Origin of the sequence: Streptomyces litchfieldiae, from assembly GCF_031845365.1 — a bacterium.
Lineage (GTDB): Bacteria > Actinomycetota > Actinomycetes > Streptomycetales > Streptomycetaceae > Streptomyces > Streptomyces litchfieldiae.
Genome location: NZ_JAVREL010000006.1, coordinates 65857 through 90050 on the forward strand (window position 1 = coordinate 65857; position 24194 = coordinate 90050).

A 24194-nucleotide genomic window follows, 5' to 3' on the forward strand; every position below is an offset into this window, starting at 1 on the left:
CTCCGGTTCCGGGGTCAGGCCGGCCGCTCGCCGCGGTCGTCGCCCCAGAGCGTGTGGAACGAGCCGTCCCGGTCGGTGCGTTCATAGGTGTGCGCGCCGAAGTAGTCGCGCAGCCCCTGCACCAGCGAGGCCGGCAGCCGGCCGGCCCGCAGCGCGTCGTAGTACGCCAGCGCGGCGGAGAACCCCGGTGCCGGAACGCCCAGTTCGGTGGCGGTGGCCACCACGTGGCGCCAGGCGTTCTGCGCGGCGCGCAGCGCCTCGGCGAAGCCGGGGTCCGCCAGCAGGGTCACCGGCGCCCGCTCCCCGCCGTAGGCGGCGCGGATCTCGTCCAGGAACCGGGCCCTGATGATGCAGCCGCCGCGCCAGATCGCGGCCACCGAGGCGCGGTCGATGTCCCAGCCGTACTCCTTGCTGCCGGCCTGGATCAGATGCCAGCCCTGGGCGTAGGCCACGATCTTCGAGGCGTACAGCGCCTGTTCGACGTTCTCCGTGAACCGCGCCGCGTCGTCCGGGTGCAGCTCGGGGCGCTCCGGGCCGGGCAACTCCCGGGCTGCCGCGCGCAGTTCGTTGTGGCCGGAGAGGGAGCGGGCGAAGACGGCCTCGGCGATCCCGGAGACCGGCACCCCGAGGTCGAGCGCCGTCTGCACGGTCCAGCGCCCGGTGCCCTTCTGCTCGGCGCGGTCGGCGACGATGTCCACGAACGGGCCGCCGGTCGCGGCGTCGTTGTGCGCCAGGACCTCGGCGGTGATCTCGATCAGATACGAGTCGAGCCGGCCGGTGTTCCACTTCCGGAAGATGTCCGCGATCCGGTCCGGCGCGTACCCGGCGACCCGGCGCAGGAGGTCGTAGGACTCCGCGATGAGCTGCATGTCGGCGTACTCGATGCCGTTGTGCACCATCTTCACGAAGTGCCCGGCGCCGTCCGGCCCGATGTGGGCGCAGCACGGCTCGCCGTCGACCTTCGCCGAGATGCTCTCCAGCAGCGGGCCCAGCGCCCGGTAGGACTCGGCGGAGCCGCCCGGCATGATGCTCGGGCCGAGCAGGGCGCCCTCCTCGCCGCCGGAGATGCCGCAGCCCACGAAGTGCAGGCCGCGTTCGCGCAGGGCCGCCTCCCGCCGCCGGGTGTCCTCGAAGTGCGCGTTGCCGCCGTCCATGATCATGTCGCCGGGCTCCAGCAACGGTGCGAACTCGTCGATCACCGCGTCCGTCGGGGCACCCGCCTTGACCATGATGACAAGCCGGCGGGGCCGTTCCAGGGCGGCGACGAAGTCCCGCGCCGACTCGGCCGGCACGAAGTCGCCCTCGTGGCCGAACTCCGCGACCAGCTCCCGGGTCCGGGTGGCGGTGCGGTTGTGCACGGCGACCGTGTGGCCGTGCCGGGCGAAGTTGCGGGCCAGGTTGCGGCCCATCACCGCCAGCCCGGTGACTCCGATCTGCGCCTGCCGCGCCATCTCATCAACTCCCGTTGTCACGTTCGCGTTTCGTCGATGCCGTCGGGTACCCGCGGCGCGGCGAGCGTATCGCCGTGCCCCGCCGTCCCGGTGGGATTCAGAACTCCTCGTGTGTGTCGGGGTCGCCGCCCAGCCGCCGGTGCGGGCGGTCGGCGACGGCCGCCATCTCCTCGGCGTTCAGGGAGAATCCGAAGACGTCGAGGTTCTCCCGCTGCCGCTCGGGGGAGCCGGACTTGGGGATCGGCACGGCGCCGAGCTGGATGTGCCAGCGCAGCACGACCTGTGCGCTGGTGACGCCGTGGGTCTGGGCGATCTCCGCGATGGCCGGGTCGGTCAGCAGCGCGCTGCCGCGGCCCAGCGGGCTCCAGCTCTCGGTGACGATGCCCTTCTCCGCGTGCAGGCCGCGGGCCTCCTCCTGCGGCAGCAGCGGGTGCAGCTCGATCTGGTTGACCGCGGGCAGCACGCCCGTCTCCTCCTCCAGCCGCCGGATCTGCTCACCGGTGAAGTTCGACACCCCGATGGACCGCACCAGCCCGTCGTCCCTGAGCTTGATCATGGCCCGCCAGGAGTCGACGTACTTGCCGACGCGGGGGAGCGGCCAGTGGATGAGGTAGAGGTCGACGTAGTCCAGGCCGAGCCGGGCGCGGGACTCCTCGAACGAGGCCAGCGTCTCTTCGTACCCGTGGTGGCGGCCCGGCAGCTTGGTGGTGACGAAGACCTCCGCGCGGGGCAGCCCGGCGGCGGCGATGCCACGGCCGACGCCGGTCTCGTTGCGGTAGTTCACCGCAGTGTCGACGAGCCGGTAGCCGAGGCCGAGCGCCCCGGCGACCGCCCGTTCGGCCTGGGCGTCGTCCATCGGATAGGTGCCCAGCCCGATGGCGGGCAGCGGGCGCGAGTCGTTGAGGGTGTGGGTGGGGGGTGCCGCCACGGTTCCTCCTTGATCGGCGGGTCGGATCCTGCGGTGCGGGCTCGCACGCCCGGTGACGCACCCGTGTCAGGGTACGGACCGCGATCGCCGCGCCGGCCGTTCCGCCGCCCGGCGGGCGTGGTGTCGCGCGGCGCCACGGAGCCTCGCTTGGGATGTTTTCTCCCGGTTTGCTCTGGTAACCCGGCTCCCGGAACAGGCAGGTACACCGACGCTCCCGGAAAACCGGAGAACCGGAGAACCGGAGAAGGAGAGACGATGAGCGAGTCCCCGAACGCGGACACACAGCACGCCGGGCGGCCGGGGGAGGGGTCCCAGGGGTTCGCCGGCACGGCGCGGGAACAGGGCAGATCGATGGCGTACCAGGCCCGGGACCAGGCCCGCACGACGGCCCACGACCTGAGGGGCCGCGTCGCGGACGAGGCCGACTCGCAGACGCACCGCACCGCCGGCACGGTCCGGCAGTGGGCGGACGACCTGGCGGGCCTCGCGCACAACGCCCCCGGCGACTCCCCGGCGCGCACCCTGGTCGCCCAGGCGGCGGAGGGCGGCCACCAGGCGGCCGACTACATCGACCAGCACGGCTTCGGCGGCCTGATCGACGAGGTGCAGGACTTCGCCCGCCGCCGCCCGGCCGCGTTCCTCGGCGGCGCCGCACTGGCCGGACTGGCCGTCGGCCGCATGGTCAAGGCGGGACGCGCCGGCTCCGGCGGCGCCCGCCCGGACGAGCCCGAGGGAGGCTCGGCATGGCGCTGACATCCCGGGACCGGACGCGCGAGAACGAGGGCTCGGTGGGGCAGATGCTGTCCGAGGTCACCTCGGACACCCAACTGCTGTTCCGCCAGGAGGTGGAGCTGGCCAAGGCCGAGGTCCGCGAGGAGTTCGGCCGGGCGGGCAAGGCGGCCGGCATGTACGGCGGCGCCGGATTCGCCGCCTACATGATCGCGTTCTTCCTCTCCCTGGCGGCGCTGTTCGGGCTCGCCAACGTGATGGACGCCGGCTGGGCGGGGCTCATCGTCGCCGGCGCCTGGGCCGTCATCGGCGCCGTGCTGTTCCTCATGGGCCGCTCCCGCATGCGGAGCTTCTCGCCCACACCGCGACAGACCACGGAGACCCTGAAGGAGGACGCCCGATGGGCACGTCACCCGACCGCATAAGGGCCGACATCGAGGCCACCCGGGCCAAACTGGCCGACGACCTCGACCGGTTGGCCGACCGTGCCAGCCCTCGCCGCATGGCTCAGCGCGGTGGCGAGAACCTGCGCGCCAGCGCCACCGGGGTGCGCGACCGGCTGCGCGGCTCCACCCCCGGCGGCATGGACCGCGCCCGGGACCAGGGCCGCCGCGCGGCGCGCACCACCTGGGGCGCCGCCACCCAGGCGGGCGAGTCCGCGGGGCACGCCCCCGCCCAGGCCACCGAACGCACCCGGGGCAACCCGGTGGTGGCAGGCGCGGTCGCCTTCGGCGCCGGGTTCGTGGCCGCCTCGCTGATGCCCCGGACGCGGGCCGAGGAGCAGGCGGCCGGGCAGGTGTCCGACCGGGCCGGCCGACTGGCCGAACCGGTGCGGGAGGCCGCCGCCGAGTCCGCCCAGCACCTGAAGCAGGACGCGACTCAGGCCGCGCGAAAAGCCGCCCAGAACCTGAAGGAGAGCGCCCCCGGGCGCGGGCGATGACCAACGGGCACGACGGGCAGCCGCCGGCGAGGACGCCGACGGAGCTGCCCGCCCGTTCGTGGGGGCGGGTGCTGATCCGCACCGCCAAGGAGTTCCGGGCCGACGAACTCATCGACCGGGCCGCCGCCCTGACCTACTACGGGATCCTGGCGGTCTTCCCCGGCCTGCTGACCGTCGTGTCGATCCTCGGCCTGCTGGGCAGCCGGGCCATCGACCCGCTGGTCGAGAACGTCGCCGAGCTGGCGCCCGGTGCCGCGCGCGACGTCCTCACCCGCATGCTGGAGCAGGTGCGGGACGGCCCGGGCAAGGCGGGCATCGGGCTGGTCACCGGTCTGGCGGTCGCCCTGTGGTCCGCGTCCGGCTACGTCGCCGCGTTCATGCGCGCCGCCAACGCCGCCTATGACATCGGCGAGGGCCGCCCCGTCTGGAAGACGCTGCCCACCAGGTTGGTCATCACCCTCGCCCTGGTGGTGCTCATGGCCGTCATCGCCGTCGCGGTGGTGTTCACCGGCACCCTGGCCCACCGCGCGGGCGAGATCCTGGGCCTGGGCGAGACCGCCGTCACCGTCTGGAACATCGCCAAGTGGCCGGTGCTGCTCTTCCTCATCAGCCTGGTCGTCGCGCTGCTGTACTGGGCCGCGCCGAACGTCCGGCACGGCTTCCGCTGGGTCACGCCGGGCAGCGTGCTGGCCGTGCTCATCTGGCTTGCCGCGTCCGCCGCGTTCGGGCTGTACGTCGCCAACTTCGGCAATTTCAACAGGACTTACGGCAGCCTCGCGGCCGTCATCATCTTCCTGGTCTGGCTGTGGCTGACCAACGCGGCCGTTCTGTTCGGCCTGGAGTTCGACGCCGAGCTGGAACGGGACCGGGCCATCGAGATCGGCCACCCGCCCGGGCGCGAGCCGTACACCGAGCCGCGCGACACCCGCAAGCTGTGACCCCGTGACCCGTCCGGGACGGGGCCCGGGTACGACGCGCGGGCAACCTGCCGCAGACTGGTGCCATGGAGCTCCAGATCACCGCGACCGACCCCGCGCACCCCGCCACCCTGCTCGACCTGCCGTGGGACGTTCCGCTCGCGGAGTGGCCCGAGAAGCACCTCGTCGCCCTGCCGCGCGGCATATCCCGGCACGTCGTCCGGTTCGCCCGGGCCGGCAGCGAGGTGTTCGCGGTCAAGGAGGTCGGCGAGTGGGCGGCCGTGCGGGAGTACGCGCTGCTGCGCGACCTCGACCGGCTCGCCGTTCCCGCCGTCGATCCCGTGGCCGTGGTGACCGGCCGCACCGGCAGCCAGGGCGAGCCGCTGGAGCCGGTGCTCATCACCCGGCAGCTCAAGGGCTCGCTGCCCTACCGGTCCATGTTCGAGACGACGATGCGGCCCACCACCATCAAGCGGCTCCTGGACGCGCTCGCCGTCCTGCTGGTGCGCCTCCACCTGAGCGGCTTCGCGTGGGGCGACTGCTCGCTGTCCAACACCCTCTTCCGCCGGGACGCGGGCGCCTACGCCGCCTACCTGGTGGACGCCGAGACCGGGCAGATCCAGCCCCGGCTCACCAGCGGCCAGCGCGACTACGACCTGGAGGTCGCCCAGGTCAACATCGTCGGCGAGCTGATGGACCTGGAGGCCGGCGGGTCGCTGCACCCCTCGGTGGACCCGGTGCCGTTCGGCCAGGAGATCATCGAACGGTACGGGGCGCTGTGGCACGAGCTGACCCGCACCTCGATCTACCCCAAGGACAAGCGCCACTACATCGACCGCCGCATACGGCGGCTCAACGACCTCGGATTCGACGTGGCCGAGATGCAGATCCAGCGCTCCCCGGACGGCGACGCCGTCACCTTCCTGCCCAAGGTCGTCGACGCCGGCCACCACCAGCGTCAGCTCCTGCGGCTCACCGGCCTGGACGCCGAGGAGAACCAGGCCCGCAGCCTGCTCAACGACCTGGAGACCTGGATGGCCAGCCAGGAGGACTACGCCCCCGGCGACCCGCTGGGCGCCCGCCCCGAGGTGCTGGCCCACCGCTGGGTCCGCGACGTCTTCCGGCCCGCGGTCCGCGCCGTGCCGCCCGAGCTGCGCGCCGGCATCGACACCGCGCAGATCTACCACGAGCTGCTGGAACACCGCTGGTACCTGTCGGAACGCGCCCAGCGGGACGTCGGCATGGACGCCACCGCGGAGGACTACATCCGCACGATCCTGGCGCCGGGCGGCGGCCCGCGTGCGGAGGCGGAGGCCGCCATCGAGGACGTACCGTGAGTGCATGCCTGAATTGCCGGATGTAGAGGGATTTCGCCGAGTTGTCCGTGAGTCCGGACAGGGCCGGCGCATCACCGGCGTCAGCGTCGCCGACCCCGGTGTGCTGCGCGGCGTGACCCCCGCCCGGCTCCGCAAGGCCCTCACCGGCCGCCGCCTCACCGAGCCCGAACGCCACGGCAAGTGGCTGGTCGCCCGCACCGACGGGCCCGCCGCGCTGCTGCACTTCGGCATGACCGGGCGGCTGCTGGCCCTGAGCGCCGACGACCCGCCCGCCCCGCACGACCGCGTCACGTTCGACCTCGACGACGGACAGCAGCTCCGCTACCGCGACCAGCGCAAGCTCCAGGGCCTCTGGCTCGCCCCCACCGACGCCGACATCGGCCGGATCATCGGCGACCAGGGCCCGGACGCGCTCTCCCTCACCCGCCCGGACCTCGACCGGCTGCTGGAGGGCCGGCGCGGGCGCGTCAAATCCGTCCTCACCGACCAGGCCGCCGTCGCCGGCCTCGGCAACCTGCTCGCCGACGAGATCCTGTGGCGGGCCCGCATCCGACCCGCGCGCCCGGCCCGCGACCTCGGCCCCGAGGAGCGCCACCGGCTCGCCGACGCGATGCGCCAGGCGCTGCGCTCCTCGGTGCGCGCCGGACACGTTCCCACCCGGCCCTCCTGGCTCACCGGCCACCGCGACGACCCCGAGCCGGTCTGCCCGCGCTGCTCCGGGCCGCTGCGCCGCGACCGGGTCTCCGGCCGCGGCACCGTGTGGTGCCCGCGCTGCCAGCGCGACGGCGACTGACGCGGCGGCCGCTCCGGTCGCGGCGTCGGCGTGCCGCGCCCATAGTGGAGGGGACCGGGAAGGGAGCCAACGCCCATGGGCGACGCGATCTGGGCGGAGGGGCTGGTCAAGCGGTTCGGCGCGACCACCGCGCTGGCCGGCGTCGACCTTCGCGTCCCGGCCGGCACCGTGCTGGGCCTGCTCGGCCCCAACGGCGCCGGCAAGACCACCGTTGTCCGGGTGCTCGCCACCCTGCTGGTGCCCGACGCCGGACGCGCGGGCGTCGGCGGCCACGACGTGCTGCGCGAGGCCCACTGCGTGCGGCAACTGATCGGCCTGACTGGGCAGTACGCGTCGGTCGACGAACAGCTCACCGGAACGGAGAACCTCCTGCTCATCGGCCGGCTGCTGGGCATGAGCCGCCGCGACTCCCGGGCCCGGGCGGCCGAACTGCTGGAGCAGTTCGGCCTCGCCGACGCCGGGGGCCGGGCCGTCGGCACCTTCTCCGGCGGCATGCGCCGCCGCCTGGACCTGGCCGCCAGCCTCGTCGGCCGCCCGCCGTTCCTCTTCCTCGACGAGCCCACCACCGGACTCGACCCGCGCGCCCGCACCGAGCTGTGGGACCTCGTCCGGCGACTCGTCGCGGGCGGCACCACCGTCCTGCTCACCACCCAGTACCTGGACGAGGCCGATGAACTCGCCGACGACATCGTGGTCATCGACCGCGGCAAGGTCATCGCCACCGGCACCCCCGAGGAGCTGAAGTCCCGCATCGGCGCGCGCACCCTCGCCGTCCGCCCCATGGAGGCCGGCCGGGTGCCCATGGTGCGCGACGTCATCGCCGAACTCACCGGCGCCACCCCCGAGGTGCGGGGGGAACTCGTCACCGCTCCGGTGGCCGACCCCGCGATCCTGCCCGCCGTCGTGCGCCGGCTGGACGAGGCGGACGTGATCGTCACCGAACTGGCGCTGCGCGGCTCCAGCCTCAGCGAGGTGTTCCTCACCCTCACCGGCCGGCCGGCGGAGGAGTCCGGGCAGTCCGAGGAGGAGGCACCCGCCGCATGACCGACTCCGATCGCACCGAGGCGGTGGCCCCCCGGGTCGGCATCGCCCAGGGCGTGCGGCAGAGCATGACCCTCGCCTGGCGCACCCTCGTCCAGGTCCGCCACAACCCGTACGAACTGAGCGACTTCAGCATCCAACCGATCATGTTCGTGCTGCTGTTCACCTATGTGTTCGGCGGCGCGATCGCGGGCTCCGTCGACGCCTATCTGACCTTCATGCTGCCCGGCATGATCGTGATGAACATGCTGTTCGTCACCCTCTACGTCGGGCAGGGCCTCAACACCGACGTGAACAAGGGCGTGTTCGACCGGCTCCGCTCCCTGCCCATCGCCCGCTGGGCGCCGCTGGCCGGCCGCATCGCCGCCGACCAGGTCAAACAGGCCTGGTCCATCGTGCTGGTGCTCGCCGTCGGCATGATCCTCGGCTTCCGGCTGGGCTCACCCGGCATCCCGGGCATGATCGGCGCGGGCGCCCTGCTGCTGGTCTTCGCGCTGGCGTTCTCCTGGGTCGCCGTGCTGGTCGGGCTGCTGGCCAAGGACGCCGAACGCGTGCAGATCTTCGGCTTCACCACGCTGTTCCCCGTGACGTTCGTCAGCAACGTCTTCGTCCGCTCCGACACCATGCCCGACTGGCTCCAGCCCGTCGTCGACGCCAACCCCGTCAGCGTCCTCGCCGACGCCTGCCGCGGCCTGATGCTCGGCGGCGCGGTCGCGGACCCGGTCTGGAAGTCCCTGGCCTGGGCCGCGGCCATCGCCGCCGTGTTCGCACCGCTGTCCGTGCGGACGTTCAAACGGAAGGTCTGAACGCCCGGCCGGGCCGCTACCAGCGGTGGTGCACCTGCGCGCGGATCCGTTCGTCGTAGATCCGCCGGATGCCCGCCAGCGTCGCCTCCGGCAGGGGCGGCAGCGCGGCGGCGGCGACGTTCGCCCGGACCTGCTCGGGCGACCTGGCGCCCGGAATCACCGTCGTCACCCCGGGCTGCTGCGCCACCCAGCGCAGCGCCGTCTGTGCCGAAGTCGCGCCCTCGGGGGCCAGCGCGGCGAACTTGCCGGCCGCCGCCACGCCGGTGGCGAAGTCGACGCCCGAGAACGTCTCGCCCTGGTCGAACGCCTCGCCCCGCCGGTTGTACGTGCGGTGGTCGTCCGGCGCGAACTCCGTCTTCTCCGTGTACCGCCCCGACAGCAGGCCGGACGCCAGCGGCACCCGGGCGATGATCCCGACCCCGGCCGCCAGCGCAGCCGGCAGCACTCGCTCCAGCGGCTTCAGCCGGAACGGGTTGAGGATGATCTGCACGCTCGCCGTGCCCGGCCGCGCGACGGCCGTCAGCGCCTCCTCGCACGTCTCCACGCTCACCCCGTACGCCGCGATCCGCTCCTCGGCGACCAGCGTGTCCAGCGCGTCGAACACCTCGTCCGAGGAGAACACCGCCGTCGGCGGGCAGTGCAACTGCACCAGGTCCAGCGTGTCCACGCCCAGATTCGCCCGCGAACGGTCCGTCCAGGCGCGGAAGTTCGCCAGGGAGTACTGCTCCGGCGCCTGGGGCACCCGGCGCCCCATCTTGGTGGCCACCGTGATCCCCGCGTCCGGCCGGCTCCGCAGGTACGCCGCGATCAGCCGCTCGCTGCGCCCGTCTCCGTAGACATCGGCGGTGTCGAAGAAGGTCACCCCCGCCTCGGCCGCCGCGTCCAGGACCGCCAGCGCCGCCGGCTCGCCGACCTCGCCCCAGTCCGCCCCGAGCTGCCATGTGCCCAGCCCGATGACCGACGCACGCTGTCCCGACCTGCCGAATACCCGCTGCTCCATGCGGGGCATTCTGCCAGCGCGGCCCGTGACCGGCGGTTTCGGACCGGGTCTTTGTGGAACTCGGGGGCATGGCCTTCTTCCCAAAAGCGCCCGCCGCCAACGCCGTCCTCCGCACCCTCCTGCCGGACCCGGAGGGGCCGGGGCGGGTGGCCTCCGCCGTCACGGGCCTGGAGCGCGCCCGGTGGGCGGACACGCTGATCAGGCCGCTGCGGGGCGCGGTGCGCAGCCTGCCGTCCGGGGCGCGCGACGTGCTGCACGGCACCTGGCTCGGACACCCGCTGCACCCGGCGATGGTCCAGGTGCCGATGGGCACCTGGACGTCCGCCGCCGTGCTGGACCTGCTGCCGGGCCGGCGCCGCGACGCCGGCGCCCTGGTCGCCATCGGACTGGCCGCCGCCGCGCCCGCCGCCGTCGCCGGCTGGGCCGACTGGGCCGAATTGCGCAAGCCCCAGGCGCGGGTGGGCCTGGTGCACGCCGCCGCCAACTCCACCGCGGTGGTCCTCTACGCCGCCTCCCTGGCCGCCCGGCTGCGCGGCCGGCGGCTGGCCGGCCGCGGCCTGGGCTACGCCGGCCTGGCCGCCGTGACCGTCGGCGGCGCGCTCGGCGGCCACCTCACCTACCGGCAGGCCGCCGGCGTGAACCACGGCGAACACGCCGCCGCCGTCCTGGATCCGGGCTGGCACGCGGTCGGCGAACTCGCCGACTTTCCCGTGGGCCGCCCCGTCCAGCGCCTCCTGGGCGACGTGCCGGTCCTGGTGTACCGGGAGCCCGACGACACGGTCCACGTCCTCGCCGACCGGTGCGCCCACCTGGCCGGCCCGCTGTCGGAGGGCGAGGTCACCGACGGCTGTGTGCGCTGCCCCTGGCACGGCAGCACGTTCCGCCTCACCGACGGCTGGCACGTCGGCGGCCCGGCCACGGCACCCCAGCCCGTGTTCGAAACCAGGGTGACCGAGGGCCGGATCACCGCCCGCCTGCCCGCCGGGGACACGGATCTCTGACGCACGGCCAGGGGCTCAGTGGGTGGGCAACTGCCCAGCGGACGTCAGGATCCAGCGCTCGTCGAGGCTGCGGTCCTTGTACTCGACGACGACCTCCGCCCCGGGCGCGGTGGGTGCGAGAACGAACTGCGGATTCGCGCTGGTCTGGATGAACAGGTCGCTCGGCGAGCCGTGCAGGTTCCACCGCTGGGTCGGGATGTCGGGGTCACAGGGCTCGATCGTGACGGTCTGACCGAGGCCGTTGGACTGAAGACACCTCTGCTTGTACACGTTCTTGAGCATGGTGCCCCGGTCGTCCGAGACCAGTTCCCAGTGCTGGCTGGTCCCGGTGTGCGGCGGCCACGTGATGGCGGGATTTCCGCCCGTCACATTGCCGTCCAGGTTTTCCCTGATCTCCGGATGCCTGTTGAAGAACTCCAGTACGCGATAACGCGCCTGGTGATTCTCGATGGCGTCCGCCGACGGAATGGACAGCGCGCCCGCGAGGAGTGCCGTGGTGCCCAGCGCCAGCCCCGCCCTCCTGAGAATCGACATCGCGACGCATTCCTTTCACCGAGAGATTGAGTGCCCGCCCGCGCACCCCGTGCGGACAGGATTTCCGGCGCGCCGCGAGATATGCGGAGAAGTCCGGAAAGGAAGAAAACGGAAAGGAAGTGCCGTCAACTCGTCACAGCGGAAAAGCCGAGTGGCACGGTCCGACGCCGCCGGTCATGTCATTTGCCGCACATATGGTTTGTTCGCCGTGCCCGCCTATGATGGGCCGATGGCAGCCATCTTGATCACCGGCATGTCCGGGACGGGGAAGTCAACGGCGCTGGACGGGCTGGCGCGGCGGGGATATCGCGTGGTGGACACCGACCACGACGGGTGGATCGAGGAGGCCCCGCTGCCCGGCGGCGGCGTGGAGCGACAGTGGCGGGAGGACCGGATCGACGCGCTGCTGGGCGAGCACGAGCGCTCGGGAGAGCCGCTGTTCCTCGCGGGCACCGTGTGGAACCAGGGCCGGTTCTACCCCCGGTTCGCCCATGTCGTGCTGTTCAGCGCCCCCTTGGAGGTCATGCTCGCCCGCGTCGCCGATCGCGTCACCAACCCCTTCGGCAGGACCTCCGAGGAACGCGACCGGATCGTGGTGGACACGGCCGAGGTCGAGCCGCTGCTCCGTGCCTCGGCCACCGTGGAGATCGACACCCGGGGGCCGCGCGCCGAGGTGGTCGACCGTCTCGTGGCGCTGGCCGGTCCACCGCCCGAGCGCCGGTGACCCGACGGCTCAGTGGGCCGCCGCCACCGGGCGCAGCACCAGATGGGCGCCCTCGCGCGCCGCCGCCATGGCGAACGGGAACGTGTCCACCGCGAGACACAGCTCCACATCGTCCGGATGAACGCCGCGATGACCGCGCCGCACCCCCTCCGTGAGGTTCGCGGCGGCGGCCGAGCCCCGCGCGAGGTCGAGGAAGGGAGCCGGGTCACCGGCGGCACCGGTGACGCGCCCCGCGATGTACCGCGCGCAGGCCAGGTCCTCCGCCGCCCGCCCGCCCTCCCCGGTGACGACGAACGTCACCTCCTCGGGCCGCCGCTCCCGCAGAAAGCGCGCCGTGGCCTCCGCGACGACAAAGCTCGCGCACAGCACCACCCCGGCGTCGGCGACCGCCAGCGCGCCCACGGTCCCGGCGGTGGTCTTCTGCACCACCGTCCGCCCCGCCACGTCGAGCGACCGCAGCATGGCGGGCGAGTTCGCCAGGTCGAAGCCGGGCTTCGGCACACCGTCCTGAAAGGCCAGCCAACCCGGATTCCGGGCCTTCAGGTCCAGCGCCTGCTCCAGCGTGTCGGCGAAGACGATCCGCTCGGCCCCGCGCGCGAACGCCCAGGCCGTCACCGTGAAGGCCCGCATCACATCGATGACCACGGCCACGCCGGGCACCCCGGACACGTCCGCCGGGCCCGTAAAAGTCGCACGCATGCGCCCATCCTCTCGTAGGGAACCGAACGGGCTAGGAGTCGCCCGGGGGACGCCGCAGCCGCACGGCCAGGAAGCTCGGCTCCCGGGTCAGCCTCTCGTACCGGTCCGCGTCGATCTCCCGCAGCCGGGGCAACGGCCGTGGCTCGACGAGGCGTTCCAGCGTAAAGCCGGCGGACAGCCACTCGTTCACCAGGGTCTCCAGGGTCAGCCGCTGGAGATGGACGGTGATCGAGGGGTCCGGGAGACGGAAGTCCACCCAGCTCTCGTCGTAGTACGAGCCGCCGTGGTGGCGCCAGTCGGACGTCGGATGGGACGTGGACAGCACGAGCCAGCCGCCGGGCCGCAGCACCCGCCGCAACTCGGCCAGCAGCCGGGCCCGTTCGCGGATGTGGTGGTAGACGAGAGCGCACACCGCCCCGTCGAACGCGGCGTCGGCGGCGAAGTCCAGCGGGGTGTCCAGGTCGTGCAGCCGCAGCTCGGCCCGGTCGCCCACCCGGTCGCGCGCGTGCCCGAGCAGCGTCGCGCTGCCGTCGATCCCCATGACCCGGGCTCCCCGGTCCAGCAGCTCTGCCGCGTAGTTCCCCGCCCCGCAACCGACGTCCAGCAGCCGCAACCCGGCGACCTCGCCCGCGAGTTCCAGCATCGCCGGGCGGTCGGTGAAGGCGTTGTACGGGCTGTCGCCGGCCAACCGGGCGAAGTAGTCGCCCACGTCGCCGTGGTAGGCGTTGTCCGAGGTCATCACGGAAGTATCCATCGCGGCGGCGTGACCGGCCAGCCAATTCATCGGCGATGACCGGGACTTCCGCCCGGGGCCCGGGAACGGCCGACGGCGGCGGCCGGCACGAGAGGACGTGCGCCGGCTGCCGCCGCTCGGCGGGCCCTCGCGGCCCGGTCCTACGACCCGGTCGCGGCGCAGCTCGGAGCCGGCACGACGCTCGAAGGCAGCGCCCCGCGGCCCAGATAGCCGAACGTCGTCACGCCGCCCGGCGCCAACTGCCCGTTCCACGCGGCCGATGTGGCCCGCACCCCGGTCTCGCCGGCCGTCAGCGTCGCGTTCCACGCGCTGGACACCGTCACCCCGGCCGGCAGGTTCCAGGCCACGCGCCAGCCGGAGAGCGGCTCGTCGCCGGTGTTGGTCACCGTGACGTTGCCCAGATGGCCCGTGCCCCAGCGGTCCGCGACGCGGTGGGTGGCCGCGCAGCCGCCGTGGTTCTTGAAGTCGCCCAGCTCGTCCAGGGTGATCACGCGCTCATGGTTGTAGACGTGCTCCAGATGCGCGCGGGAGTTGGTGTTGCCGTCCGTGAGGAAGTTGCCCGACCAGGTCACGAACCAGCTCCAGTGCGCCTGGTACGACTCCAGCAGATCCGGGTCCGGGATCGAGGCGTTCTCCGTCAGGGCCACGATCTTGGTGTCCCCGGTGAGGTCCACCAGCTTCTCGTAGGTGGCGCTGACCGGTCCGTAGTCGCCCGCTGGCGGATAGGAGTCGGCGCTCACGATGTCCACCACGTCATCGCCCGGGTACCACTCGGGGCTCACCGAGTTCCACACCCAGATCAGGTTGTGCAGCCCGTGATGCTCTGTCATCCGCTCGTACATCAGCCGGTAGAGCTCCTTGGCCGGCCCCGGCCCCTTGGCGCCCCACCAGAACCAGCCGCCCTCCGCCTCGTGCAGCGGGCGCCACAGCACCGGCACGCCCGCGTCCTGGAGCCGGGACAGCTCCGCGGCGATGGCGTCGATGTCGCGCAGCAGCAGCGCGTACTCCTCCGACTCGGGATCCGCCAGCGCCGCGGCCAGGTCGAACGTCGTGGCGTCGGTGTAGAAGCCGCGCCACCACTCCTTGCCCGGCTCGTCGATCAGCCCGGTGGGCGCGTTCCAGTGCCAGGCGAACGTGACGATGCCGCCGCGCTCGTCCCAGGCCAGCGCGTTGTCCACGTCGGTGCCGACCGTGCCGCGCTCCACCCGGCTGGGGGAGTAGTCCATCATGTCCAGCCCGGCGACGGCCGGGGCGCGGCCGACGTTCTCCTCCAGCCACGTGATGCCGGACACGTCCTGCTGCCCGCTGAGGATCACCTCGCCGTAGTGGTCGTTGAGGTAGCTCAGCAGCGACCGCGCCTCCGGCGTGGCCTGCGGATTCACCGGCACGCCGGTTGTCTGGTGCGGCGGGCGCGGCGGCACCGGCGCAATGGACAGGGCGTCGATCTCGTACCAGCCCCAGCCGTTCTGCACCGTGATGGTGTTGGCGCCCTCCTCCAGCAGCACCTTGCCCGCGGCCACCGTGGAGAACTCCGTGGTCTCCGGCAGGGTCACCTCGCCCATGCCCGCGCCGTTGAGCTGGAGCACGGCGTTCTTCTGGCCGTAGGGCGCGCGGTAGTGCACCGTCAGGTCGTACAGGCCGCCCGGGCTGTCCGGGATCGTCACCACGACCCGGTCGTCGGCCGTGTCGAAGCCCTCCACATAGCCGGTGCCCGAGAAGCCCGGCGCGGTGGACGCGGCGGTCACGCCGATCAGTTCGCCGTCCTCGGCCTCGTACACCTCCGCGGCGTACGCGTCCGCGGCGCCGTCCTGCGCCGCCGCCGGTGGCGGGGCCGCCAGGACGGCCAGCACGCCGGCCGCCGCGGCGGCCAGCGTGGATCTGAGGGCAGTGCGGAGTTCCATGTCGTCCCTCGCCTCCCGAGTCGGGTTATGGGAGCGCTCCCAAACGCGCATTCGACCCCAGCCCCGAGTGCCTGTCAAGAACTCTCGCAACGTTGCAACACCCGGCTGGCCGGGGGGCGTTCGCGGTGGCTGCGGCGGGGCATGGGCGGCCGGCCGGTGCCCGGTTGAGCAGTGTGCACAGCCGGAGACCGGCATTGAGCACTGTGCACCATGGCTCGGTGGGGCGAATCGCCCCTAGCGTGATCGGCGCCCGCATCACGAAACAGGGGGATGGGGCGTTTGATCCAGCATCGTGACTGCCGGGGTGTGCTCGTTGTGGCATTGCCGACGCCTCCGTAGGCGCCCGCCGCCGAGCGGGGGATCTGTCTGCCGACCTTCGAGGCGGGCCCATGAGACCGAGCTGTCAGGAGGGCGCGCCATCGCCAGTCGGCGCTTCACCTCGGCGTTCTCCGCGTGGACCCCCGACAAGCCCTGCGTAATCCCCGTTCCGAGCGTCACGCCGTCGCTGGCATCCCTTTTGTGCGAACGCGAGGAGAACACCCATATGCAGACCACTTTCTGGAGTCGGCGCCGCTTCCTCGGCGTCCTGGCCGCCGGCACGGCCGCGGCGGCCTCCCCCATGGCGTTGGCGCAGACGGCCCGGGCCGCCGCCCGCGCCGCGGACGGCGAGGCACCCGATCCGTTCGCGCTGCCCGACACCGAGCGGGCACGCGCGATCAGGGCGTGGCTGACGGGGGGCAGGGCCACCAGGGCGGCCGCGAGTTTCGTCCTCAGCGGCACCGACGCCGACATCACCACTTTCCTCACCGACGAGCTCCCGAGGGTGACCGCCGAGGACAACCGCGTCGCTCTCTTCACCTACCTCGCGCGCGCCGGCACGGGGCTGCGCCGGGAGGCGGTCATCGCCCTCGACGGCGGTGACAGCGCCGTCGTGGACTTCCTCGCCGGCGGCTACCGGCCGGCGATCGCGGAAGACCTGCGGGTGGCCACGACCGCCGTCATGTTCAACGGCGGCACGGCGGTCCGACGGGAGGCCGACGAGGCCCTGGACGCCGGCAGTGACCAGGCGTTGACGGACTTTCTCACCGACGGCCAGTACACCGCCCGCGAGGAGGACCAGCGGGTCGAGGCCGCCGGCATGCTGGTGGGTGCGGGACCAGAGGTACGGCTGTACGCCGAGCGCGCCCTCAGCGGCACGGCCGAAGACGTCCGGTGGTTCCTGGACACCGGCCAGCACATCGCCCGCGCCCGCGACCAGGAGTCGTCCACGATCGAGGAACTCGTCGCGGTGGCCGAGCGGGAGGGAAAGCGCGCGGAGGCGGAGACCGGACTGGCCGTCGAGGCTTCCGAGCGAGCCAAGACCGCTGCCGCCGAGGCGCGGGAGGCGGCCGAGGAGGCCGCGGCCGAGGCGGAGGCCGCGCAGGACGACGTGCGAAGATCCGGCGCCGCGGCCCGCAAGGCGGCCGCCGCCGCCGAGGGAGCGGCGAACGCCGCGCGGAACGCCATCAGGGCCTCCCACGCCGCGGTCACCGCTTCCCGCCGTGCCGCCCGGGCGGCCACCGGGGCCTCGCACGCCGCCGCCACCGCCGGCCGTGCCGCCTCCCGCGCCTACAGCGCGGCGATCGAGGCATCCAGGGACGCCGCACACGCCGAGGCGGCCAGCAACGCCGCGGTCGCGGCCCGCAACGCGGCTTCCCGGGCGCGGCGGGCAGCCACCGCCGCCGACCACGCGGCCACCGCCTCCGCCCAGGCCGCCAGCGCCGGCTCCGCCGCCGCGTCCGCCGCAGGCAACGCGGCCGCCGCCGCCAGCGCCGCCGCCCAGGCCGCGTCCGCCGCCGGCGCGGCACAGCAGGAGGCCGAGGAAGCGCAGCGGCAGGCGGCGATCGCGGCCGCCGCCGCGAACCGGGCCACCAACGCCGCATCCACCGCGCAGTCCTTGGCCAACGCCTCCGCGGCCGCCGCGCGTACCGCTCGCGACGCCGCCAACTCCGCCGCCGCCCACGCCGAGCGGGCGGCGGACGCGGCCGAGGAGGCGGTGGAGCACGCGGGCGAGGCGATCGACTACGCGAACAGGTCCACCGCCCACGCCGCCGAGGCGGTCGCGGCGGCCAACGCCGCCACGCAGGCTGTCGCGGAAGCCGTGGACGTGGAGGAGGCGGCGCGGGAGGCCGAGCTGGCGCGTCTGGAGGAAGACAGGCTGCAGGCCCTGGAGGAGGCCCGGCTGCTGCGGGAGATCGAGGCGGACGAGCGGGCTCGGCTCGAGGCCAAGCGCCTGCAGGAGCAGCAGACCGAAGCGGCCGTCAAGGACCTGGTCGCCCGGGCCGAGCAGGCGCTGACGGCGGGCGATGTGGCGCTGGCCGCCACGCTGGGCCGTGAGGCCGCGGTGGGCCAACTGGATTCCAAGGGCGGCTGGACGCGGGAGGCGGCCCAGTTCGCGCTGTCCGGCACGGACGCCGACGTCCACGCCTGGATCGACACCGACCGGGCCATCGCCCAGGGGCAGGACGACCGGGAGACCGCCCTCTACATCGCCCAGACCTCCGCGCCCGCGATCGCGGAAGCCGCGCAACTGGCGCTGGAGAACGACGACGTGCGGGCGACGCGCCTCTTCGTCACCGAAGGGGCGATCGAGGCCGCCGCCGAGGACTCCCGCGTCCAGATTTTCCGCATCCTCGACAACAACCCCGGCAGTGCCGTCGAGGCCGCGGCCCGCGCCGCGATCGAGGCGAACACCCCGCAGGCACTGCAGGACTTCTTCGACCGCGCCTATCCCGAGGCGCTGGCGGAGGACGACGGCGTCGCCACCGCGACGCTCCTCGCCAGCGGCGGCCCCTACACCCGGGCCCACGCGGCGGTCGCCCTGGAAGGACCGGCATGGATGCGCCGGCGCTTCGTCGAGGTCGTGCAGCACAAGACCGCACAGCTCGACGAGGACTCCGCGGCGCACATCGCGGCGATCCGCGGCGCGATCGCGGCCGCGGCGAGAATCGCCGAGAAGGCGCAGGAGACCGCGGCGCTGGCGTCGAAGGCGGCGGCGGACGCCCGCGAGGCGGCGGACGAGGCCGCGGAGTGGGCCGACCAGGCGACGGCATCGGCCCAGAGAGCCGAGGAGTACGCCGAACAGGCGGAGGCAAACGCCGACGCGGCGGACGCGTCCGCCGCCGCCGCACAGGCGTCGGCCGACCGGGCGTCGGCCGCGGCGGCCACCGCACGCGGCGCCTCCCGTTCGGCCAACTACGCGGCGAACCGGGCCATCGACGCCGCCCGCGCCGCCCTGGCCTCCTCCTACAGCGCCCAGGCCTCGGCGACGAACGCGCGTCAGTCCGCGCTCGCGGCGGGCGAGGACGCGCGGACGGCGGCGGCAGCGGCCAGCGAAGCCCGGCGCATCGCCACCGACCTGCGGAGGCAGGAGACGGCGGAGGCCGCGCGTCAGGCCGCCCAGGAGGCAAGGGAACAGCGGGAGAACAACACCAACCCGGCCGACAGCCCCACGCACGACGACGTCCACCCGGGTGGCAGTAGCGGCGGCGACGACGAGCCCTGGTACTCCGACGCCGCTTGGTGGGCGGACACGGCCAACGGGGCCAGTATCGCGACCGGTCTGGTCGCCGCGGGATTCGGATTCGCCAGCCTCAACCCGGCCTGGGCGCCGGTCACGATCCCGCTGGCGGCGGGGTTCAGCTACACCTCCCTCGCACTGGGCGGGCTCGGCGCCGTGTTCACCGGTTTCGAGCACGGGTGGACCAGTGGCGAGTTCTTCGACTCCGTCACCGGCGCCGGACTGGCGCTGGGCGCCTTCGGCTCGGCCCGGCTGGCCGGACCGCTGTTCAACAGCAGCACGGCGAGGACGATCTCGGATGCCGGCCACGATCTCATTTCGCCGATCGTCAGCCTCTTCGGCTGAGCCCCGGTGAGGACACATCCCGTGCTCGAAGACCTTCCCCTTGAACAGGCGTTGCTGATGACGGTGGCGGCCACCGCCCTCGCCTGCACCGCGGCGGGGGCATGGATCCCGAACCGGACGTTCCGGACCCGGTTCCCCGTCGTCCTGGCCGCCGGCGCGGCAGGCGTGACGGTGGCGGGCGAGATGAACGGCCACCCGGTGACCAGCATGCTCGTGGTGTGGTCGTTCCTGCTGGTCGGGCTGACGGTCGGGATGTTTCCGCTCCGCACGTGGCTCACGAGGCTCGCCCACGAGAACCGGAAGGGCGTACGGCGCGACACCCACGACTGGGACATTCCGCGCTGGCGCGTGGCGTTCTGCGTCATCTTCGCCAGCCTCATGGCGCTCGCCGGAGCCGCGCTGACCTCCCCCGCGTAACGACAGTCCCCGCGCGGGAACAGAACAAGAAAGGACCTTCATGAGATGGCTGACCAAGGCCATGACCACGGCCCTCGCCGGCGGTCTGGCGGCACTGACCTTCGTGACCACCGCCGCGGACGCCAGCCCGGGCGCTGACGTCGCGGCAGCCGCGGACGAGGCTCCGGGCTACGCGGTGGAGGACTTCAACTACCCGCGGGCCGACGAGATCCTCGCGGAGCGTGGCATCCTCCTCAAGCGCGGCGACGGGCACATCGTGCTCACCGACTGCGGCCCCACCGGGCTGCTGGAGGTCTGGGCCCGCGACCAGAGCGACCGGATCTGCTTCCGCGTCACCGGCACCGAGGGCTACCTGAGCCTCGAACTGCCGGCCGTGTACGCGATCAAGGGCGCCGCCGACACGACGACCACGGCGAACATGACCGTCGAAGACGAGGAGAAGTCCTTCACCGTCCCCGCGGACGAGTGGACCCCGGTCGGTGAGCCCACCGACGAACCGGAGCACCGCGACCACCTGCTCGTGGAACTCATCACCACCTCCAGCCAAGAAGGTCTTTCCTCATGAACCGGTCCCGAAGAACCCGGCCAGTCACGCTGGCCGCGCTGACCGCGGCCCTGACCGCGGCATCCTTGGCGTTGACGGCCGTACCCGCCCGGGCCGTGGTCGGCCCTCCCGAGTCCGGCAACATCCACGGATTCACCGCGCGTTTGGACATCGGTGACGGCCGGCGTGCCTGCTCGGGCGCGTTGGTCGACACGGAGTGGCTGCTCACCGCCGCCAGTTGCTTCGCCGACGATCCGGCGGTGAGCCTGTCGGTGCCCGCCGGCAAGCCCCGGCTGGCGACCGTCGCCACCATCGGCCGCACCGACCTCACCACCACCTCCGGCCACGTTCGTGACGTCGTGGAGCTGGTTCCCCACAACGACCGGGACCTGGTACTCGCCAGGTTGGCCCGACCGGTTCCCGACGTCACCCCCGTCGCTCTCAGCACCGGCGCCCCCGCGGTCGGGGAGGAGCTGCGGGTCGCGGGTTACGGCCGCACCACGGACGAGTGGGCCCCTCTCACACTGCACACCGGCACGTTCACCGTGGACACGGTGAGCACCACCGAGGTCGCCATCACCGGCCAAGAGGGTTCGGCTGTCTGCAAGGGGGACACCGGCGGCCCCGCGGTGCGCGAATCCGGCGGGCAGATCGAGCTCGTCGCCGTCAACAGCCGTTCGTGGCAGGGTGGTTGCTTCGGCGTGGACGAGACGGAGACCCGTACCGGCGCGGTCGACACCCGGGTCGACGACCTGCACGACTGGGTCGGTGACACGGTCGGGGCACCACGCGTCACCGACTTCAACTGCGACGGCGCGGCGGACGTCGCCGCGGGCGACCCCTCGGCGACCGTGGGCGGGAACGCGGAGGCCGGGCTGGCGCGGATCGTCTACGGCGGCGGCAAGGGCGTCGCGGTGATTCATCAGGACCTCGGACATGTGCCGAACGTGGCCGAGGCCGATGACCGGTTCGGGGAAGAGCTGGCCGTGTTCGACCACAACGAGGACGGCTGCACCGACCTCGTCGTGGGCATACCCGACGAGGACATCGACTCCCTGGCGGACGTCGGCATGGTGTCGGTGCTGTACGGCTCCCCCGACGGACTGGGCAGTGGCCAGGCGGCCCTCAACCTGAGCCAGGGCGAGGGCTCCGGCGTCGTCGGGGCAGCGGTGCCCCAGGCCGAGGACCGGATGGGAGACGCACTGGCCACCGGCCACACCGACGCGGGCGTGCCGTACCTGCTGATCGGCGTGCCCAACAAGGACTTCGACGGGTTCACGAACGCCGGCATCGTCTTCTACCTGCGCGGCACGATCAGCAGGAGGGTGCACCAGGACCAGCCGGGTGTGCCGGGAGTCATGGAGGCGGGCGACCGGTTCGGCCTGTCGGTCGCGGGCACACCGAACCACTTCGCGATCGGCACCGCGTTCGAGTCCGTGGGGGACCAGGCGGCCTCCGGGATGGTGTGGGTGTTCGATCACGACCTCAACGCGGACAACATCCCGAACCCCGTGGCCGACATCCACCAGAACACCGCCGGTATCAGCGGTGACGCACAGGCCGGCGACCGGTTCGGCGCCACGCTCTCGATGGCCGCGTACCGCCCCTCGGGCGCCGCGGGTGCGACCGACTCGGTCCTGGCCGTCGGCGTTCCCCGCGAGGACCGCACGGTCGACGGAACCCTCCGGAGTGACTCGGGCCGGGTGGTCACGCTCCAGGTGACCGCGGCCGGATCGGTCAGCGAGCTGGCCAACATCCATCAGGAGAACGCCGGCGTGGAGGGGGTGGCGGAGACCGACGACGAGTTCGGCGCGACCGTGTCCGTCGCGAACACCGCGCCGAGGGCGGTGAGCACCGCCTCGACCATGCTGCTGGCGGTCGGCGTGCCCGGTGAGAACATCGGAACGAGCGCTGAGGCGGGCGCGATCCAGACCTTCTCCCCGCTCGGGGCGCCGGGTGACTCCGACTTCTGGATCGAGGCGGGCAACGCGTCCGGGCTGCCCGGTGCCCCGGGCCCGGAGCAGTTCATGGGCCGGCATATCCACGCCACCGGCACGCACCTGAACGTCGGCATGCCGAACGGTCCCGCCCCGTACGGGGCCCTGCACGCGTTGCCCTGGGCGAACGCGACCGGCGGCCGCACCGGAGCGACGGGCGAGGTGACGACCCACCAGCCCGGCCAGGGCGATCTCCCCGCATCGGGAGTGGCGTTCGGCTGGTCACCCCGCTGACGTCATCGCCCGAGCCCTTGCCCGCGCCGTCCCGCCGGTCGTTCGGCCGGCGGGACGGCGCGCCGCGCTACGGCGCCGGCTCGGCGCGGCCGTTCAGGATCCAGGGCAGGTTCACCTTGCGGAAGACGATCGAGCGATGGGCGGCCTCGCGGTCCGCGGCGGAGGCGTTCTCGTTCACCTCGACCAGCGCGCCGACGAAGAAGTCGGCCGTCTTGGCCATGCTGGAGTAGCCGCCCTCCACCACGTCCGCGGCGCCCAGCCCCTCCCAGCCGGGAGTCGAGGCGCCGGGCAGCGGGGCGTCGCTCAACGGGCGTGAGATCGCCCAGGTTTCGGCCTCGTCGTAGCTGACGCGGATGCGCATGTGACGGCGCTGGTCGACGTCGTCGGAGTTGAGGAACATGATCCGGGGCGTCCCGGCCGCGGTGTACCGGAGGACCGACGCTTCCATGCGCGGGTCGCGCAGGGCCGGGTCGGGGGCGAAGGGGGCGAAGCCCGTGCCGATCTGGCCCCGGGTGACCCATCGGCGTTGGGTGGATTCGTCGGCGGGGGACCAGAACGTGGGAGTGGCGCGGTCGTTCCGGTACAGCCGCCCGTCCGTGAGCTCCAGCACCGTCGCTTCGCTGGTGCCCTCGGCCAGGAGGTCGCCGGAGGGGTCCGCAAGCCGTTCCACCTGCCATGTCAGGCCGTGGTTGTCGCTGTAGATGGAGCGGTGCAGGGCCGGGACGACGAGGCGGCCGGAGGAGGTCTGGACGCCCGTGCCCGGGCCGATGATGTCGTGTGCCCAGACGCAGCCGTTGGCGAGAGTCCGCGGCTTGAGGGTTTCGGTGAGGTCGGTGGGCGGGGCCCACGTCAGCCCGTCGTCGGTGCTGCTGGTGACGTAGACCCTGCGATCGTCCCAGCGCGCCGGGTCGGTCTGGCAGGTGGTGGGGCGGACGTAGTCGGCGTCGTTCCACAGGAGGAAGAGCCAGATCGTCCCGGTGTCCTGGTCGACGACAGCCGTGGGATTCCCCCACTTCCCCGGGCCAATGCCGGCGACCTGCATCAGCGGTGACCAGGTGGCGCCGTCGTTCTCGGAACGCTTGTAGACCAGGTTGATGTTCTGGCCGTCGTCGGCGGCGCTGGTCACCCGGCCCTCGGCGAAGGCGAGCAGCGTGTCCTCGGTGGTGCGAACCAGCGAGGGGATGCGGAAGGAGTGGTAGCGGACGCCGTTGAGGCTCTCCCCGCCGCCGTCGAACAGCAGCGTCTCGGTGTGGCGGGGCACCGCCGCCCGGGCCGGCTGGGCGCTCATCACCATGGCCGCCAGACAACCGAGGACGACGACCAGCACGCCCCAGGGGCGGCCGCGAACCGCTGGTATCACCGATGCTCCCGAGGGCTGGACGACGGCCTCATGGAAAGGACTGCCCGGGCGGGGCGGGAGCATGCGTACGGGGCCCGGTCCAGTGATGATGCCGGCCACGAATGTGCTCCCTTGCCGGTCCCGGCCGTCGGCGGGCGCCCCCCGCACCGTTGGGCGTGGCCCGGAAGGCGTGAACTCCCGGGC

General features: G+C 73.0%; 22 protein-coding genes. 14 read left to right on the plus strand and 8 right to left on the minus strand.

Features of this window, described 5'->3' with window-relative positions; genetic code table 11:
• Positions 1 to 14: 14 nt before the first annotated feature.
• Positions 15 to 1451: an NADP-dependent phosphogluconate dehydrogenase gene (gene gndA, locus RM590_RS12730; protein ID WP_311704611.1), complete on the minus strand. Its 1437-nt coding sequence runs from the start codon at positions 1449 to 1451 to the stop codon at positions 15 to 17.
• A 97-nt stretch (positions 1452 to 1548) separates the two neighbouring features.
• Positions 1549 to 2379, minus strand: a complete 831-nt coding sequence (locus tag RM590_RS12735; RefSeq protein ID WP_311704612.1) for an aldo/keto reductase — start codon at positions 2377 to 2379, stop codon at positions 1549 to 1551.
• A gap of 255 nt (positions 2380 to 2634) precedes the next feature.
• Between RM590_RS12735 and RM590_RS12740 the strand changes: the two genes are divergently transcribed.
• The 8 genes from RM590_RS12740 (at position 2635) to RM590_RS12775 (ending at position 8942) form a co-directional block, all read left to right on the plus strand.
• Complete coding sequence (locus RM590_RS12740; RefSeq protein WP_311704613.1) at positions 2635 to 3132, plus strand: hypothetical protein; 498 nt, start codon at positions 2635 to 2637, stop codon at positions 3130 to 3132.
• A complete protein-coding gene (locus RM590_RS12745) occupies positions 3123 to 3533 on the plus strand; it encodes a phage holin family protein (RefSeq protein ID WP_311704614.1) in 411 nt (136 codons plus the stop codon). The genes RM590_RS12740 and RM590_RS12745 overlap by 10 nt, the downstream gene beginning before the upstream one ends.
• Complete coding sequence (locus tag RM590_RS12750) at positions 3509 to 4048, plus strand: DUF3618 domain-containing protein (RefSeq protein ID WP_311704615.1); 540 nt, start codon at positions 3509 to 3511, stop codon at positions 4046 to 4048. The genes RM590_RS12745 and RM590_RS12750 overlap by 25 nt, the downstream gene beginning before the upstream one ends.
• Positions 4045 to 4986, plus strand: coding sequence for a YihY/virulence factor BrkB family protein (locus tag RM590_RS12755; RefSeq protein ID WP_311704616.1), 942 nt, complete (start codon positions 4045 to 4047; stop codon positions 4984 to 4986). The genes RM590_RS12750 and RM590_RS12755 overlap by 4 nt, the downstream gene beginning before the upstream one ends.
• Before the next feature lie 65 nt (positions 4987 to 5051).
• The gene (locus tag RM590_RS12760; RefSeq protein WP_311704617.1) at positions 5052 to 6302 is read left to right on the plus strand and encodes a DUF4032 domain-containing protein; all 1251 of its coding nucleotides are present in this window, start codon (positions 5052 to 5054) and stop codon (positions 6300 to 6302) included.
• 4 nt (positions 6303 to 6306) lie between these two features.
• Positions 6307 to 7095, plus strand: coding sequence for an Fpg/Nei family DNA glycosylase (locus tag RM590_RS12765; RefSeq protein ID WP_311704618.1), 789 nt, complete (start codon positions 6307 to 6309; stop codon positions 7093 to 7095).
• 75 nt (positions 7096 to 7170) lie between these two features.
• A complete protein-coding gene (locus tag RM590_RS12770) occupies positions 7171 to 8139 on the plus strand; it encodes an ATP-binding cassette domain-containing protein (protein WP_311704619.1) in 969 nt (322 codons plus the stop codon).
• Positions 8136 to 8942, plus strand: coding sequence for an ABC transporter permease (locus RM590_RS12775; RefSeq protein WP_311704620.1), 807 nt, complete (start codon positions 8136 to 8138; stop codon positions 8940 to 8942). The genes RM590_RS12770 and RM590_RS12775 overlap by 4 nt, the downstream gene beginning before the upstream one ends.
• 16 nt (positions 8943 to 8958) lie before the next feature.
• Here RM590_RS12775 and RM590_RS12780 read toward each other — a convergent pair whose 3' ends face one another.
• Positions 8959 to 9942: an aldo/keto reductase gene (locus RM590_RS12780; protein ID WP_311704621.1), complete on the minus strand. Its 984-nt coding sequence runs from the start codon at positions 9940 to 9942 to the stop codon at positions 8959 to 8961.
• 68 nt (positions 9943 to 10010) lie between these two features.
• Here RM590_RS12780 and RM590_RS12785 point away from each other — a divergent pair, with 68 nt between their 5' ends.
• Positions 10011 to 10943 carry a Rieske (2Fe-2S) protein gene (locus RM590_RS12785; protein WP_311704622.1) on the plus strand — a complete coding sequence of 311 codons (933 nt, stop codon included), beginning with the start codon at positions 10011 to 10013 and terminating at the stop codon, positions 10941 to 10943.
• 15 nt (positions 10944 to 10958) lie between these two features.
• Here RM590_RS12785 and RM590_RS12790 read toward each other — a convergent pair whose 3' ends face one another.
• Complete coding sequence (locus RM590_RS12790; RefSeq protein WP_311704623.1) at positions 10959 to 11477, minus strand: RICIN domain-containing protein; 519 nt, start codon at positions 11475 to 11477, stop codon at positions 10959 to 10961.
• A 229-nt stretch (positions 11478 to 11706) separates the two neighbouring features.
• Here RM590_RS12790 and RM590_RS12795 point away from each other — a divergent pair, with 229 nt between their 5' ends.
• On the plus strand, positions 11707 to 12201 hold the full coding sequence (locus RM590_RS12795; RefSeq protein WP_311704624.1) for an AAA family ATPase: 495 nt from the start codon (positions 11707 to 11709) through the stop codon (positions 12199 to 12201).
• 9 nt (positions 12202 to 12210) lie between these two features.
• On the opposite strand, the gene RM590_RS12800 is transcribed toward RM590_RS12795, so the two are convergent.
• The 3 genes from RM590_RS12800 to RM590_RS12810 all read right to left on the minus strand — a co-directional run bounded on the left by RM590_RS12800 (position 12211) and on the right by RM590_RS12810 (position 15555).
• Positions 12211 to 12900, minus strand: a complete 690-nt coding sequence (locus RM590_RS12800) for a 2-phosphosulfolactate phosphatase (protein WP_311704625.1) — start codon at positions 12898 to 12900, stop codon at positions 12211 to 12213.
• A 31-nt stretch (positions 12901 to 12931) separates the two neighbouring features.
• Complete coding sequence (locus RM590_RS12805; RefSeq protein ID WP_311704626.1) at positions 12932 to 13639, minus strand: class I SAM-dependent methyltransferase; 708 nt, start codon at positions 13637 to 13639, stop codon at positions 12932 to 12934.
• Between the two features lie 155 nt (positions 13640 to 13794).
• Positions 13795 to 15555 (minus strand): glycosyl hydrolase, encoded by a 1761-nt coding sequence (locus RM590_RS12810; protein ID WP_311704627.1) that lies wholly within the window; start codon positions 15553 to 15555, stop codon positions 13795 to 13797.
• 544 nt (positions 15556 to 16099) lie between these two features.
• Here RM590_RS12810 and RM590_RS12815 point away from each other — a divergent pair.
• From RM590_RS12815 to RM590_RS12830, 4 genes are read left to right on the plus strand one after another with little or no spacing between them, the layout of a single operon-like run.
• Positions 16100 to 19459 (plus strand): ALF repeat-containing protein, encoded by a 3360-nt coding sequence (locus RM590_RS12815; RefSeq protein WP_311704628.1) that lies wholly within the window; start codon positions 16100 to 16102, stop codon positions 19457 to 19459.
• 21 nt (positions 19460 to 19480) lie between these two features.
• Positions 19481 to 19876, plus strand: a complete 396-nt coding sequence (locus RM590_RS12820; protein ID WP_311704629.1) for a hypothetical protein — start codon at positions 19481 to 19483, stop codon at positions 19874 to 19876.
• Between the two features lie 40 nt (positions 19877 to 19916).
• Positions 19917 to 20441, plus strand: coding sequence for a hypothetical protein (locus tag RM590_RS12825; protein WP_311704630.1), 525 nt, complete (start codon positions 19917 to 19919; stop codon positions 20439 to 20441).
• On the plus strand, positions 20438 to 22651 hold the full coding sequence (locus RM590_RS12830) for a S1 family peptidase (protein ID WP_311704631.1): 2214 nt from the start codon (positions 20438 to 20440) through the stop codon (positions 22649 to 22651). The genes RM590_RS12825 and RM590_RS12830 overlap by 4 nt, the downstream gene beginning before the upstream one ends.
• Before the next feature lie 67 nt (positions 22652 to 22718).
• Here the strand turns inward: RM590_RS12830 and RM590_RS12835 are convergent, their stop codons facing one another.
• On the minus strand, positions 22719 to 24011 hold the full coding sequence (locus RM590_RS12835) for a sialidase family protein (protein ID WP_311704632.1): 1293 nt from the start codon (positions 24009 to 24011) through the stop codon (positions 22719 to 22721).
• Between the last annotated feature and the right edge of the window lie 183 nt (positions 24012 to 24194).

Excerpts from the sequence above, each read along its gene's own strand:
- RM590_RS12770 (WP_311704619.1), top strand. The coding sequence starts at position 7,171 with ATGGGCGACGCGATCTGGGCGGAGGGGCTGGTCAAGCGGTTCGGCGCG.
- RM590_RS12740 (WP_311704613.1), top strand. The coding sequence starts at position 2,635 with ATGAGCGAGTCCCCGAACGCGGACACACAGCACGCCGGGCGGCCGGGG.
- RM590_RS12800 (WP_311704625.1), bottom strand. The coding sequence starts at position 12,900 with ATGCGTGCGACTTTTACGGGCCCGGCGGACGTGTCCGGGGTGCCCGGC.
- RM590_RS12745 (WP_311704614.1), top strand. The coding sequence starts at position 3,123 with ATGGCGCTGACATCCCGGGACCGGACGCGCGAGAACGAGGGCTCGGTG.
- RM590_RS12815 (WP_311704628.1), top strand. The coding sequence starts at position 16,100 with ATGCAGACCACTTTCTGGAGTCGGCGCCGCTTCCTCGGCGTCCTGGCC.
- gndA (WP_311704611.1), bottom strand. The coding sequence starts at position 1,451 with ATGGCGCGGCAGGCGCAGATCGGAGTCACCGGGCTGGCGGTGATGGGC.
- RM590_RS12830 (WP_311704631.1), top strand. The coding sequence starts at position 20,438 with ATGAACCGGTCCCGAAGAACCCGGCCAGTCACGCTGGCCGCGCTGACC.
- RM590_RS12825 (WP_311704630.1), top strand. The coding sequence starts at position 19,917 with ATGAGATGGCTGACCAAGGCCATGACCACGGCCCTCGCCGGCGGTCTG.
- RM590_RS12795 (WP_311704624.1), top strand. The coding sequence starts at position 11,707 with ATGGCAGCCATCTTGATCACCGGCATGTCCGGGACGGGGAAGTCAACG.
- RM590_RS12775 (WP_311704620.1), top strand. The coding sequence starts at position 8,136 with ATGACCGACTCCGATCGCACCGAGGCGGTGGCCCCCCGGGTCGGCATC.
- RM590_RS12810 (WP_311704627.1), bottom strand. The coding sequence starts at position 15,555 with ATGGAACTCCGCACTGCCCTCAGATCCACGCTGGCCGCCGCGGCGGCC.
- RM590_RS12760 (WP_311704617.1), top strand. The coding sequence starts at position 5,052 with ATGGAGCTCCAGATCACCGCGACCGACCCCGCGCACCCCGCCACCCTG.
- RM590_RS12805 (WP_311704626.1), bottom strand. The coding sequence starts at position 13,639 with ATGACCTCGGACAACGCCTACCACGGCGACGTGGGCGACTACTTCGCC.
- RM590_RS12785 (WP_311704622.1), top strand. The coding sequence starts at position 10,011 with ATGGCCTTCTTCCCAAAAGCGCCCGCCGCCAACGCCGTCCTCCGCACC.
- RM590_RS12750 (WP_311704615.1), top strand. The coding sequence starts at position 3,509 with ATGGGCACGTCACCCGACCGCATAAGGGCCGACATCGAGGCCACCCGG.
- RM590_RS12780 (WP_311704621.1), bottom strand. The coding sequence starts at position 9,942 with ATGGAGCAGCGGGTATTCGGCAGGTCGGGACAGCGTGCGTCGGTCATC.
- RM590_RS12755 (WP_311704616.1), top strand. The coding sequence starts at position 4,045 with ATGACCAACGGGCACGACGGGCAGCCGCCGGCGAGGACGCCGACGGAG.
- RM590_RS12765 (WP_311704618.1), top strand. The coding sequence starts at position 6,307 with ATGCCTGAATTGCCGGATGTAGAGGGATTTCGCCGAGTTGTCCGTGAG.
- RM590_RS12790 (WP_311704623.1), bottom strand. The coding sequence starts at position 11,477 with ATGTCGATTCTCAGGAGGGCGGGGCTGGCGCTGGGCACCACGGCACTC.